Source organism: Methylobacterium platani, assembly GCF_001653715.1.
GTDB classification, from domain to species: domain Bacteria; phylum Pseudomonadota; class Alphaproteobacteria; order Rhizobiales; family Beijerinckiaceae; genus Methylobacterium; species Methylobacterium platani.
The window spans coordinates 108224-121716 of the sequence record NZ_LWHQ01000049.1; the positions used below are offsets into that span (position 1 = coordinate 108224).

The following is a 13493-nucleotide window of genomic DNA, read 5'->3' on the forward strand; positions in this document are numbered from 1 at the left end:
CCCAAGGGCCGCGTGACCCGAGGGTCGAGGCAATTCGTGTCCAAACCGTGTCCGTGGACCGGCCCGATCCCGGGACAAGCTAGAGCATGAGCAGGCCGAGAGGGAGCCGCGGCGATCGGAAACCGGTGCCCGGAGCGGTCCGGGACGGCGCGCTAAGCCCCTGGCACCAGGGGAAGGATCGTGGATGCCCGCGGCGCGCGGTCGCGCCTGCTTCCGGGCGCTCCGGTGCGTTGTGCGTGCTCGTGTCGTCCCCGCTCTCCACAGGGTTCCGTCCCAGGGTGTCAGCCATGGTCCCGGTCGTGTTCCATCCGGCCTACGAGGCCGTGCTGCCGGAGGGGCACCGCTTCCCGATGGGCAAGTACGGGCGACTCGCCGCCGCGATCGCGGCGCGGGGGCTCGTGCCCGACGGCTTCGTGACGCCCGAGCCCGCGAGCCCGGAGCTGATCCGCCTCGCCCACGACGCCCTTTACGTCGAGCAGGTCGTCACCGCGACGGTGCCGCGGGCGGTCGAGCGGGCGATCGGCCTGCCGGTCGATGCCGGGGTGGCGCGGCGCTCGCTCGCCGCCTGCGGCGGCACGCTGCTGGCCGCCCGGCTGGCGCTGGCGGGCGGGCTCGCCGGCAGCACCGCGGGCGGCAGCCACCACGGCCGGCGGGACGGGGGACGGGGGTTCTGCGTCTTCAACGACGTCGCGGTGGCGGCGCTCGCCCTCAGGCGCGAGGGCGCGATCCGCCGGGCGCTGGTCGTCGACCTCGACGTGCACCAGGGCGACGGCACCGCCGACTGCCTGCGCGACGAGCCCGACCTGTTCACCTTCTCGATGCATGCCGAGAAGAACTATCCCACCGACAAGGTGCCGGGCGACCTCGATGTCGGCCTGCCCGACGGGCTCGGCGACGACGACTACCTGGCGGCGGTGAACCTCCACGTGCCGCGCCTGCTCGACGCGCAGGCCCCCGACCTCGTCTTCTACAATGCCGGGGTCGATCCCCACCGCGACGACCGCCTCGGCCGCCTGTCGCTCACCGACGACGGCCTGCGCCGGCGCGAGGCGGCCGTCGTCGACGCGGTGCGCCGGCGCGGCATCCCGCTCGTCGCGGTGATCGGCGGCGGCTACGCGACCGACATCGAGGCGCTGGCGGCCCGCCACGCCCTGGTCTTCGAGGCGATGGCGGCGCGGGGATAGGCCCGGAACGGCCGAGCCGGTCGGCCGTTATTTCCAGGACAAGATCCCTCACCCCGCCACTCCGGAGGATACGATGAGCCTCATCGGCCGAATCGTCACCAAGATCCTGGGCAACGACGATCCCCGCATCCGCCCCGACGGCCGCCCCTACGACGACCGGGTCACCGACACCGATTCCGGCAACCTCGTCGGCCGCCTCGTCACCAAGATCCTGCGCCGCTGACCGCGGCGCCCCCGGCGACACGTACGAAGCCCCCCAAGCGACACCCCCGCCGGCCCCCCCGGCGGGGGTGTCGCCGTGCTTGCGACGGGCGCGATCGTTTCGGCGAAAATTCACCATCGGTGCGCTTTCGCACTTGCGAACCATCCGCGAGCGATTATCTTGTGCATTGCATGGTCGCGATGGCGTCGCGGCCCTGCTGCCCTCTTTGGGCGTTTCCTCCCTAGACTTCGGGCCGCTCGCAAGAGTGGCCTTTTTTCTTGGTGCCGGGCAGTTCTCGGTCCCGACGATGTCTTGGTGCCGGGGAACGGGCATCCCGGGCCGCCCGCCCGCGAGGATCATCCCGCCCCGTCGGCCGTCTCCAGCCACCGCCTCTGCGCCTGCGCCACCCGCGCCACGCCCCGCGCCGCCCGCGTGTCCGGCACCGATACCGCCTCGCCGGCGAGCAGGCGCCGCTTGAGCGCGACGAGCGCCGGATCGCCCCAGCGCGCGAGCAGCGCCTGGAACGCGGCGTGGCGCCCCGGGTCGTCGCCGCCCTCCGTCAGCGGGTGCGGCGGGTGCAGGTGGATCACCGGGGCGAGGCCCGGCGGGATCGCGGCCGTGGCGGCGTGGAGGCGGCCCTGGCGCAGCAGCTTGTCGAACCAGAGCGCGCGGGGCCCCGGATGGGCATCGGGCAGCACGACCTCGATCCGGGCGCGGGCATGGGCCGCCACCAGCACCGCCCCGAGCCCGGGAAGCGCGGCCCACACCGCCGCGTCGGCCGGGCGGCCGCAGGCGGCGCGCATCCCCCGAACCGCCTCGCCCCGCACCCGGACGAGGAGCCGGGCCTGGCGCAAGGGGAGGCCGAGGCAGAACAGCACGCCGTCGCGATCCCCCGCCCGCGCCGCTCCCGCGTCGGGGCCGAGCTCGCGCAAGGCCGGGGCCGGGCAGGGCGGCAGGAGGGAGACCGGCCGGCACAGGGCGAGGGCGTGGCTCCACGCCCCGGCCCCGAGCGCCGTCTCGTAGGCGACCGGCATCAGGGCGTCGGCCCCCTCCAGCACCAGGGCGCCGCGGGGGGTGACGAGGCCGGGGCGCCCGCCGCAGGGAAGGTCCGCCGGTTCGCCGGGGGCGCGCCGGAAGGTGGCGCCGGCCCCGTAGCCGCCGAGGCTCCATGCCGCGGCCGGATCGGCGAGGGCGCGAGCCAGGACGGCGCGCAGGGCGGCGCGATCCGGCGGCGGGCTCACCAAAGGGCCGCTCCCGCCTTGAGCGCAACGCAGCAAACCGCTACCTCTTCGCCGGCAGGGGGCGCCTGCCGGGATCGAGAATCGCCAATCGTGTCGGAACCCTCGCCGCTGATCCCCGATCCGGAAGCACCGGCCACCCGCAAGCGGGTCAGCGTCCGCGGCCGCCTGCGCAACTACTTCTTCACCGGCGTCATCGTCGCCGGCCCCCTGGCGATCACGATCTACATCACCTGGTGGTGCATCAGCCTGATCGACGGCTGGGTCAAGCCGCTGGTCCCCTCGGCCTACCTGCCCGACCATTACCTGCCGTTCAGCGTGCCGGGGCTCGGCCTCGTCATCGCCTTCGTGGCGCTGACGACGCTCGGCGCGCTGACCGCCAACCTCGTCGGCCGCTCGGTGGTCGAGTTCGGCGAGGTGCTGCTCGCCCGCACACCGGTGATCTCGGGCCTCTATCGCGGCCTGCGCCAGGTGTTCGAGACCCTGTTCTCGACCAGCGGCACCTCGTTCCGCACCGTCGGGCTGGTCGAGTTCCCGGTGAAGGGCACGTGGTCGATCGTGTTCCTGTCGGCCCCGGCGGGGCCCGACGTGCAGGCGGCGCTCGGCCCCCAGCACGACCATGTCGGGGTGTTCCTGCCCTGCGCGCCGAACCCGACCACCGGCTTCTTCTTCTACCTGCCGCGCGCCGAGGTGATCGAGCTCCCGATCAGCGTCGACGACGCCGCCAAGCTGGTGATGTCGGCCGGCGTCATCCAGCCCGAGGACCCGCAATCGCGCCTGCAGGCGATGGCGGCGGGCCTGCGGGTCGCGCAGGTCGGGCCGATCGAGGTGCCGGCGCGGGACCGCCAGGACGCCTGAGCCTCAGGACCCTTGAGCCCCCGGACGCCTGAGCTCCAGGACGCACGCCTGAGCCTCGAGGCGCCCGCCCTCGACAGGAACGCCCGTCCCGTGCTCCTTGTCGTCACCGGCCGCCCATAGGCCGGATGACGGGGGGATCGGCATGCGGACAATCCGGGTTCTGGCCGGCGCGCTCAGCTGCGCGCTCCTGGCATGGCCGGCCGCGGCGCGGATCACCGCGATCGAGGTCACGTCCGTCGAGCCCTTCGCCGACGGGGCGGCCTTCGGCGAGGCGGGGGCCTACGAGCGCGTCGTCGGCACCGCCCGGGGCGAGCTCGATCCGGCCGACCCGGCCAATGCCGGCATCACCGACATCGCGCTCGCGCCCCGCAACGCCCGCGGCCTGGTCGAGTACGCCACCGACCTGTTCCTGCTGCGCCCGAAGGAGCCGGGCCGGGGCAGCGGCACGCTGCTGTTCGAGGTACCGAACCGCGGCCGCAAGTTCCTGTTCAACTGGATCATGGACGCGAAGCCCGCGGCCGGGCTGACCGCGATCAACGATCCGCGCTCGGCGGCGGATGCCGGCACCGGCCTGTTCCTGCGCCGCGGCGACACCCTGGCCTGGGCCGGCTGGGAGGCGAATGCCCTGCGCCAGCAGGGCGGCATGGCGATCGACGTGCCGGTGGCGACCCGCAACGGCCGGCCGATCACCGAATGGGTGCGCGACGAGCTGGTGAGCGCCACCCGCGGCCCGCCGGAGGCGCCGTTCTACCTCGCCTTCGAGGCGGCCCAGAGTGCCGCGCCCACCCAGGACGCCGCGCCGGAGCCGGGCGACGAGGCGCAGCTCACCGTGAAGCGGCGCGAGCCGGACGTTGCCCGGCCGGTGCCGCCGCAGGCCTGGCGCCTCGCCACCCCGCGCCAGATCGAGCTCCTGCCGAAGGGCACCAGGCCCGGTCCCGGCACGATCTACCAGTTCACCTACCGGACGACCGGGCCGAAGGTGCAGGGCATCGGCTTTGCCGCCGTGCGGGACGTGGTGGCGCACCTGCGCACCGCGCCGGAGGCGGCCGGGGGCCCGATCCGGCACACCGTCGCCCTCGGCATCTCGCAGAGCGGGCGCTACCTGCGCGACTTTGTCCACCAGGGCTTCAACCGCGACGAGAGCGGCCGGCGGGTCTTCGACGGGGTGCTCGCCCACATCGCCGGGGCGGGCGGGATCTTCCTCAACGCCCGCTTCGCCCAGCCCTCGCGCACCAACACCCAGCACGAGGACCATCTCTACCCCGAGAACGCCTTCCCGTTCTCGGCCGCGGCCCTGCAGGACCCGGTGACCGGGCAGCGGGGGGCTCTCCTGCGCGGCGACGCCTCGGACCCGCTGCTGATCGAGGTCAACACCGGCACCGAGTACTGGCAGAAGGGCGCCTCGCTGCTCACCACCGATCCCCTCGGCCGCGCCGACGTGGCGCTGCCGGACAAGGCCCGCGCCTACCTGGTGTCGAGCGGCTTCCACAACGGCCGCGCCCACCTGACCAACGCGAAGGGCGCCTGCGTGAACCCGCGCAGCACGCTCAGCTCCGGCCCGGCGCTCAGGGCGCTCCTGGTGGCGCTCGAGGAATGGGTCGCCACCGGCCGCGCCCCGCCGGAGAGCCGGGTGCCGCGCCTGTCCGACGGCACCCTGGTCGAGCCGGAGCGGATCGGCTTCCCCTACATCCCGGGCGTCGCGGTGCCGACGGCCGGCAACGCCGTCGCGCGGTTCGCGACCTATCTCGACCCGCATCCCGAGGCCGGGCCGCAATACCGGCCGCTGGTGCCGCGGGTCGATGCCGACGGGCACGAGGTCGCGGGCATCCGGCTGCCCGCGGTGGCGGCGCCGCGGGCGACCCAGACCGGCTGGAACTTCTACGCCGACCCGTACCCGACCGGCGTGCTGTGCGACCGCGACGGCAGCGAGCTGGCGCTCGCCCGCACGAAGGCCGAGCGGGAGGCGAGCGGCGACCCCCGCCCGTCGCTCGAGGAGCGCTATCCCGACAAGGCCGCCTACGCGGCGGCGGTGGCGAAGGCGGCGGACGCCCTCGTCGCCGAGCGGCTGCTGCTGCGGGAGGATGCGGACCGGATGACGGCGCAGGCGCAAGGCGAGGGGCCGTAGCGGCACCGGCCCGGCGGGCGATCGTGCCGCGGGGGCCGCGGGGCAGGAGGCTCTCGCGGTCGGCGCGAACGATGCTATGGGGGCCGCGGGGAGGCAGACCGACCCGCCTTTCCGCGCCTCGGCCGTGGAGCGTCCGCCCGCGGCCGCCGCGACCGCGTCGAGGCCCCCCGCGACCGCGCGCCCGACAGACAGGATCGCCCCCCGCCCGTGACCGACGACACATCGACCCCCGCCGCGATCGACACGGCCGGGGACGGCCCCGCGCGGCCCGACTTCGCGGCGCTCGCGCGCGAGATCGCCCGCCACTGCGCGGCCTACCGGGATCCCGTCCCGCGGCTCGCGCTCCGGCAGGTCGCCAACACCCTGCTGCCCTACCTCGCCCTCTGCGCCCTCATGCTGTGGGCGGCGGCGCGGGGCTTTGAGCCCTGGGTGCTGCCGCTCGCCGTGCCGGCCGGCGGCCTGCTGGTCCGGCTGTTCATCATCCAGCACGATTGCGGGCACGGCTCGTTCCTGCCCTCGCGCACCGCCAACGACCGTCTCGGCCGAGCCTTGAGCCTGCTGACGGTGACGCCCTACGACAGCTGGAAGCGGGCGCATGCCCTGCACCACGCCTCGACCGGCGATCTCAGCCGCCGCGGCACCGGGGACATCCACACGCTGACCGTGCGCGAGTACCTCGCCCTGTCGCGCTGGCACCGGCTCCGCTACCGCCTCTACCGCAACCCGTTCATCCTGATCGTGCTCGGCTCGCCGCTCAACTTCCTGGTGCTGCAGCGGTTTCCCTCCGGCGTCGGCCTGCCCTGGCGCACTGCGTGGCGGGACGTGCTCGCCCTCGACCTCGCGCTCGCCGCGCTGGTCGCGCTGCTCGCCCTCGCCACCGGCGGGATCGGGCCGGTGCTCTGGGTGCTCCTGCCGGTCGTCGCCGTCGCCGCCTGGATCGGCGGCTGGCTGTTCTACGTCCAGCACCAGTACGAGGAGACCGTCTGGGAGGGGCCCGAGGCCTGGGACTTCCACCGCGCGGCGCTCGGCGGCAGCTCGTACTACGTCCTGCCGCGGGTGCTGCAATGGTTCACCGGCAATGTCGGGCTGCACCACGTCCATCACCTCAACAGCCGCATCCCGAACTACCGGCTCCAGGAATGCCTGGACGGCCACGCGACCCTCGGCGAGGTCGGCCGCCTGACCCTGCGCGACAGCCTGCGCTGCCTCGGGCTCGCCCTGTGGGACGAGGAGGCCCGCAAGCTGATCGGGTTCTCGGGGCTGCGGACCGCGACGGCGCACGGAGCGTGACCGGGCGGGGGGCCGGCGATCGCGCCGGCTCCCGCGCGGGCATGGACCGGCCTTGAGCGCCTAATCCTCCTGGGTTAATCCTCCGCCGCGATGCGGCCGGTGCGCCGCGCCACTCCAGGGAGGCTTCATGCCCGTGCGTCCGATCGGTGCCGGATTCGTCGGATTCGGTCTCGCCCTCTCCGCGGCCAGCCTGCCGGCCGCCGCCGACACCCTGCCGGTGCGCAAGGCCGGCCTGTGGGAGAGCAAGACCGTCTCGGCGGAGGGCAACGCGACCGCCCGTCAGTGCATCGACGAGAAGACCGACCAGATGGCGCAAGGAGCGCTCGGCGCCGGGCAGTGCTCCAAGCGCAGCTTCGTCAAGACGAGCACCGGCTATACCGGCGAGACCGAGTGCAAGATCGGCCCGATCTCGGCCTCCGGCACCAGCGTGATCACCGGCGACTTCGCCAGCAAGGTCCACCTCGACGTCGACACGACGCTGACCGGCGTACCCGGCATGAAGGAGCCGGTCCGGCGCAAGATGACGATCGACGCCACCTATCTCGGTCCCTGCGAGGCGGGGCAGAGCCCGGGCGACATCATTTTGCCGGACGGGAAGATCGTGAAGATGCCGCAGGGGGCGGGGCGGTAGGGGTCGCTCGGTGGCGAGGGGCACGCCTGATACCGCCGCGCCGTCGAACGGACTCGTTCGACGGCGCCGGCTGGAGCATTTTCCGATGAAGTGGATGCCGGTTCGTCGAAAAATCAATAAAACAAAGACTTAGAGAGAACCGCGATTGCAGCGCGATCGTGAAGCGCACTAGACCCGCAAGGTCCCCTCTTTCCTTGTGTCGGCGCCGATGCGCCGGACGCCTTCGATCGACATGTCGGTGCGAAGGCGCGAGGGTATGACAGGCGTTCAGCTCATGTGGCAGTCGCGCTGCAGGTCCAACGCACCACTTCGATATCGCCGCCGCTTCGTATCCGATCGCACGCCTTGCAGTCGAAACCGGCGTGAAGCGGATCGGTCCGCACCACGGCCGACCGGGAGGCGGGCGGCGATCCGCGCCCGTCTCTCGAGGAGCACTCACCGGACAGGGCGGGCCCTTGCGCGGGCGGCGCCGGAGGAGGGGCCGTCGACCGGCCCCTCGCCCGCTCGGTCGCGGCTCGCGAGGCGAGGCGGACGATCGTCCGCCTCCCGCCCGTCGAGGATCTGACCGCTCCCGCCTTCAGGCGGTCCAGTTGTTCAGGCTGGTGGCCACGTACACGCCCGCGGCGCCGAAGCCGACGATGTCGGCACGCCCGTCGCCACTCACATCCACCACTTCGCGGTGGAAGAGGTCGTCGCTCGACCAACCGCCGGCGGCCCCGCTGGTACCGAAATTGTCCAATCGAAGCTTGGCCGTCAGGAAACCGCCGCTGCCATCGGCGAGAGCCACGTAAGTACCGGCGCCGCCGAAGCCGACGATGTCGGCGCGCCCGTCGCCGTTCACGTCGGCCAGGGTACGGTGGTACCGATCCTGGCTCGACCAGCCGCCCGCCCCCGCGGTCGTCCCGAAATTCTGCAGCTTGAGCTGCGCGTCGCCGAAGCCGCCCTTGCCGTCGGCGAGAGCCACGTAAGTGCCCGCGGCGCCGAAGCCGACGATGTCGGCGCGCCCGTCGCCGTTGACGTCCGCCAGCTCGCGATGGAACAGGTCGTCGTTCGACCAGCCGCCCGCGGATACGCCGGCGCCGAAATTCTGCAGCTTGAGCTGCGCGTCGCCGAAGCCGCCCTTGCCGTCGGCCAGGGATACGTACACGCCGGCTTCCCCGAAGCCGACGATGTCGGCGCGTCCGTCGCCGTTCACGTCCGCCACCTCGCGGTGATACCGGTCCTGGCTGGCCCAGCCGCCCGCCCCCGCGGTCGTCCCGAAATTCTGCAGCTTGAGCTGCGCGTCGCCGAAGCCGCCCTTGCCGTCGGCGAGAGCCACGTAAGTGCCCGCGGCGCCGAAGCCGACGATGTCGGCGCGCCCGTCGCCGTTGACGTCCGCCAGCTCGCGATGGAACAGGTCGTCGTTCGACCAGCCGCCCGCGAATACGCCGGCGCCGAAATTCTGCAGCTTGAGCTGCGCGTCGCCGAAGCTGCCCTTGCCGTCGGCGAGAGCCACGTAAGTGCCCGCGACGCCGAAGCCGACGATGTCGGCGCGCCCGTCGCCGTTGACGTCCGCCATCGTGCGGCGATACTGGTTGTCGCTCGTCCAGCCGCCGGCGGACGCGGTGGTGCCGAAATTCTGCAACTTGAGATCGGCTGCCGAGAACGACGGGGTTATGCTCGGCGTTGTCGTAGGTGTCGAGATCAGAGTCGCCTGGATCGTGCTCGTAATCCCGTTGATCGATGTTCCAGAACCGTAGAAATCCTTGCCGTCATCCCTGGCTATATAGTTGATTGTCAACCGCCCCAAGGACATAGAAGTGACAGTGATGGAAATCCCGGAGATATTACCGTCAGCATCGATCTTGCCGTCGTTCAATGTACCTTGTGACGAGTAAGGAAGATCGATGTATCCGGACTCGTCAATTGTAAATGTTATCGGATCTGTATAATCAAATTCAGCGCAATATGTATGCAGCGTCCCCTGATATTTTCCAGCGTAATTCATCACAAGTCCCCATGCCCGATTATCGAGACGACAGTCATACTGAGAAACACACGAGTATCATGATCCGAACGGCTGCGGAAGAGCTGCCGGAGTCACATTCGAACGGACTGAAACTCTCGCGCAACACTCTACACTGCGAGACAATTTTCACAGTCGCCAAGATCACTCAGGCCAAGATCACTCAGGCCAAGACCACTCAGGCCAAGATCACTCAGGCCAAGATCACTCAGGCCGAGATCACTCAGGCCAAGGTCACTCAGGCCGAGATCACGCGCGGCGCTCGCCTGGATCGGTGTGGGCATGACAGATATCGCAGCACCTTCGAACGGACTCGTTCGAAGGTGCGGCAAGCCCACAAGGTCTCCTTTTCCTTGCGCCGACGCTGATGTGCCGGACGCCTTCGCATCGACGCGAGGGCGCGAGGGAATGACAAAGGCGTCTTTTCCTCGTCGGGCCTGCGGGTGTGGTCCGCGGTCCTGTCGCACGGTCGACTGGGATCCGGCGGCTGCCGCTTCGACGCAGCGACGGGTGGAACGATGCCGGCCGGGAGGATCCGGGGACGGTGAACGGTGGGATCCGATCGTGTGTCCCCGACTACACGGCGGAGCGGGGGAGAGCCGCTCCCCTCACGCCGCCTTCTTCCGGGTGATCAGCTTCACCAGGTCCCGCAGGATCGCCGTCGTCTCCTTCAGCCGCTCGGCCACCGTCGCGAGATCGCGGATGAACACCACGCTCATGTCCGGCCGCACCTTGGCGAAGGAGCGCTGGTCGGCGATGTAGCCGGCGAGCTTGGCCGGGTTGGCGAAGGACCGGTCGCGGAAGTGCATGACGATGCCCTTCGGGCCGGCCTCGACCTTCTCGACGTTGGTCTCGCGGCACAGGATCTTGATCGTCACGATCTTCAGGAGCTCTTCCACCTCCGGCGGCATCGGGCCGAAGCGGTCGATCAGCTCGGCGCCGAAGCTCTCGAGCTCGCGGTCGTTCTCGAGCGTCGCGAGGCGGCGGTAGAGGCCGAGGCGCACCGAGAGATCCGCGACGTACTCCTCCGGCATCGTGACCGGGGCGCCGAGCGCGATGGTCGGCGACCATTGCTCGTCGGTCGGCAGCGCGTTGCCGGATTTCAGCGCCGCGACCGCGCTCTCCAGCATCTGCTGGTAGAGCTCGTAGCCGACCTCCTTGACGTGGCCGGACTGCTCGTCGCCGAGCAGGTTGCCGGCGCCGCGGATGTCGAGGTCGTGGCTGGCGAGCTGGAAGCCGGCCCCCAGCGTGTCGAGGGATTGCAGCACGCTCAACCGCCGCTCCGCCTGCACCGTCAGGGTCTTGCCCTCGGGGGTGGTGAACAGGGCGTAGGCCCGGGCCTTGGAGCGGCCGACGCGGCCGCGCAGCTGATAGAGCTGGGCGAGGCCGAACATGTCGGCGCGGTGGACGATCAAGGTGTTGGCGGTCGGGATGTCGAGGCCCGATTCGACGATCGTGGTGGCGAGCAGGATGTCGTACTGGCCCTCGTAGAAGGCCGTCATCACGTCCTCGAGCTGGCCCGCCGCCATCTGGCCGTGGGCCACCGCCACCTTGGCCTCGGGCACCTCGCGGTCGAGGAAGCGCTTGACCTCCTCCAGGTGCTCGATGCGCGGCACGACGTAGAAGGCCTGGCCGCCGCGGTAGCGCTCGCGCAAGAGCGCCTCGCGGATCGAGAGCGGATCGAACGGCATCACGAAGGTGCGCACCGCGAGGCGATCGACCGGCGGCGTCGCGATGATCGAGAGCTCGCGCACGCCCGTCATGGCGAGCTGCAGCGTGCGCGGGATCGGCGTCGCCGACAGGGTCAGGACGTGGACCTCCGCCTTCAGCGCCTTCAGCCGCTCCTTGTGGGAGACGCCGAAATGCTGCTCCTCGTCGATGATGATGAGGCCGAGATCCTTGAAGGCGATGTTTTTTGCCAAGAGCGCGTGGGTGCCGACGACGATGTCGACCGAGCCGTCGGCCAGCCCCTCCCGGACCTTCTTCAGTTCAGTGTTGCTGACGAAGCGGGAGGCCTGCGCGACGTTGACCGGCAGGCCCTTGAACCGGGCCTCGAAGGTGCGGGCGTGCTGGCGCGCGAGCAGCGTGGTGGGCACCACCACCGCCACCTGCTTGCCCGAGAGCGCGGTGACGAAGGCGGCGCGGAGCGCCACCTCGGTCTTGCCGAAGCCGACATCGCCGCAGACCAGCCGGTCCATCGGCCGGCCGGAGGTGAGGTCGCCGAGCGTCGCGGCGATCGCCGCCTCCTGGTCCTCGGTCTCCTCGTAGGGGAAGCGGGCGGCGAACTCGCCGTAGGTGCCCTCCGGCGGCGCCATCCTGGGCGCCGACTTCAGGAAGCGCTCGGCCGCGACCTTGATGAGGGCGCCGGCCATCTCCATGATCCGGCGCTTGAGCTTGGCCTTGCGCGCCTGCCAGGCCCCGCCGCCGAGCTTGTCGAGGGCGACGTCGGCATCCTCCGAGCCGTACCGGGTGAGAAGCTCGATGTTCTCGACCGGCAGCAGCAGCAGGCCGCCGCTATACTGGATCTCCAGGCAGTCGTGCGGGGCGCCGGCCGCCGTCACGGTCTTGAGGCCGACGAAGCGCCCGATGCCGTGATCGGCATGGACCACGAGGTCGCCCGGCGCCAGCGCCTGCACCTCCAGGATCACGTCCTGGGGGCGCTTGGCCTTGCGCTTGGGTCGCACCAGCCGGTCGCCGAGGATGTCGCCCTCGGCCACCACGGCGAGCTGGCCGGCCGAGAACCCGCCCTCCAGGCCCCAGACCGCGACGCCGAGATCCTGGCCGCGCTTCATCGCCAGGATGTCGGAGAGGCGCGTGATGGTCTTGGGCTTGGGCAGGCCGTGCTCGGTCAGTACGCCGCAGAGCCGGTCGCGCGAGCCCTCCGACCACGCCGCCAGGACGACGTGATGCCCCGCCGCTTGCAGGTCGCGGACGTGCCCCACCGCCGCGTCGAAGACGTTGACGCCTTCCTGCGCGCGCTCGGGCGCGAAGCTGCGGCCGGGCGCGCCCTCGCAATCGATCAGCTTGCGCCCGGGCACCTCCGGCACGTCGAAGGGGGCGAGGCGGGCGACGGTGGCGCTCTCGATGCGCTTCGCCCACTCGTTCGGCGAGAGGTAGAGCGCGTCGGGCTTCAACGGCTTGTAGGGCGCGGTGCCGCTCTGGCGCTCCTTCAGGGCCTCGCAGCGGGCGTCGTAATACTCCTGCACCTGGGACAGGCGCTCGGCCACCGCGTCGTCGACCTGGTGGTCGAGGATCAGCGGCACGCCGGCGACGTAGTCGAACAGCGTGTCGAGGTGGTCGTAGAACAGCGGCATCCAGTGCTCGAGCCCGGCATAGCGCCGGCCCTCGCTGATCGTCTCGTAGAGCCGGTCGTCGCGGGTCGCGGCGCCGAACGCCGTGACGTAGCCCTGGCGGAAGCGCCGGATCGTCTCGGTGGTGAGCTGCACCTCGCTCATCGGCACGAGGTCGAGGGAGCGCAATTGCCCGATGGTGCGCTGGGTCTCGGGATCGAAGGCGCGGATCGATTCGAGGGTGTCGCCGAAGAAGTCGAGGCGGACCGGGTTCGGGAGCCCCGGCGGCGACAGGTCGATGATGCCGCCGCGCACCGCGTATTCGCCGGTATCGCGCACGGTGCCGGTGCGCAGGAAGCCGTTGGCTTCGAGCCAGGCGACGATCTGGTCGGTGTCGAGCGCGTTGCCGGGGGCGGCCGAGAAGGTCTCGACGGCGATGCGGGATTTGGGCGGCACCCGTTGCACCAGGGCGTTGACCGTGGTGGTGAGGATGCGCGGCTTCTCGGCCGAGGAACGGGTGCGGGCGAGCCGCGAGAGCGCCGTCATGCGCTGCGCCGCGATAGCGGGATTGGGCGAGATCCGGTCGTAGGGCTGGCAGTCCCAGGCCGGGACGCTCATCACCTCGATCTCGGGCGCCACGAAGGAGAGGGCGCTGGCGAAGGCCGCGGAG

Annotated in this window: 10 protein-coding genes; 7 read left to right on the plus strand and 3 right to left on the minus strand. The window is 71.3% G+C overall.

What is annotated here, in order from left to right; translation table 11 throughout:
- The first annotated feature begins 287 nt into the window (after positions 1 to 287).
- Together A5481_RS24725 and A5481_RS24730 are read left to right on the plus strand one after the other, a co-directional pair.
- Positions 288 to 1184 (plus strand): histone deacetylase family protein, encoded by an 897-nt coding sequence (locus A5481_RS24725; protein WP_048433802.1) that lies wholly within the window; start codon positions 288 to 290, stop codon positions 1182 to 1184.
- A 73-nt stretch (positions 1185 to 1257) separates the two neighbouring features.
- Positions 1258 to 1407, plus strand: coding sequence for a hypothetical protein (locus tag A5481_RS24730; RefSeq protein ID WP_048433803.1), 150 nt, complete (start codon positions 1258 to 1260; stop codon positions 1405 to 1407).
- 335 nt (positions 1408 to 1742) lie between these two features.
- On the opposite strand, the gene A5481_RS24735 is transcribed toward A5481_RS24730, so the two are convergent.
- Positions 1743 to 2627 (minus strand): DUF6925 family protein, encoded by an 885-nt coding sequence (locus tag A5481_RS24735; protein WP_048433811.1) that lies wholly within the window; start codon positions 2625 to 2627, stop codon positions 1743 to 1745.
- Positions 2628 to 2717: 90 nt separating this feature from the next.
- Between A5481_RS24735 and A5481_RS24740 the strand changes: the two genes are divergently transcribed.
- The 4 genes from A5481_RS24740 to A5481_RS24755 all read left to right on the plus strand — a co-directional run bounded on the left by A5481_RS24740 (position 2718) and on the right by A5481_RS24755 (position 7528).
- Entirely contained in the window at positions 2718 to 3482 is a 765-nt protein-coding gene (locus tag A5481_RS24740; protein ID WP_048433804.1) for a DUF502 domain-containing protein, read from the plus strand.
- A gap of 142 nt (positions 3483 to 3624) precedes the next feature.
- Positions 3625 to 5607, plus strand: a complete 1983-nt coding sequence (locus A5481_RS24745) for an alpha/beta hydrolase domain-containing protein (RefSeq protein WP_048433805.1) — start codon at positions 3625 to 3627, stop codon at positions 5605 to 5607.
- A gap of 207 nt (positions 5608 to 5814) precedes the next feature.
- The gene (locus A5481_RS24750) at positions 5815 to 6897 is read left to right on the plus strand and encodes a fatty acid desaturase (RefSeq protein WP_048433806.1); all 1083 of its coding nucleotides are present in this window, start codon (positions 5815 to 5817) and stop codon (positions 6895 to 6897) included.
- Between the two features lie 127 nt (positions 6898 to 7024).
- Positions 7025 to 7528, plus strand: coding sequence for a DUF3617 domain-containing protein (locus A5481_RS24755; RefSeq protein ID WP_048433807.1), 504 nt, complete (start codon positions 7025 to 7027; stop codon positions 7526 to 7528).
- Positions 7529 to 8105: 577 nt separating this feature from the next.
- On the opposite strand, the gene A5481_RS24760 is transcribed toward A5481_RS24755, so the two are convergent.
- Positions 8106 to 9515: an FG-GAP repeat domain-containing protein gene (locus tag A5481_RS24760; RefSeq protein WP_082173102.1), complete on the minus strand. Its 1410-nt coding sequence runs from the start codon at positions 9513 to 9515 to the stop codon at positions 8106 to 8108.
- 59 nt (positions 9516 to 9574) lie between these two features.
- Between A5481_RS24760 and A5481_RS24765 the strand changes: the two genes are divergently transcribed.
- Complete coding sequence (locus A5481_RS24765; protein ID WP_048433808.1) at positions 9575 to 9901, plus strand: hypothetical protein; 327 nt, start codon at positions 9575 to 9577, stop codon at positions 9899 to 9901.
- A 240-nt stretch (positions 9902 to 10141) separates the two neighbouring features.
- Here A5481_RS24765 and mfd read toward each other — a convergent pair.
- Positions 10142 to 13493: transcription-repair coupling factor (mfd, locus tag A5481_RS24770; RefSeq protein WP_064504388.1), on the minus strand; the 3352-nt coding region annotated here is incomplete at its 5' end.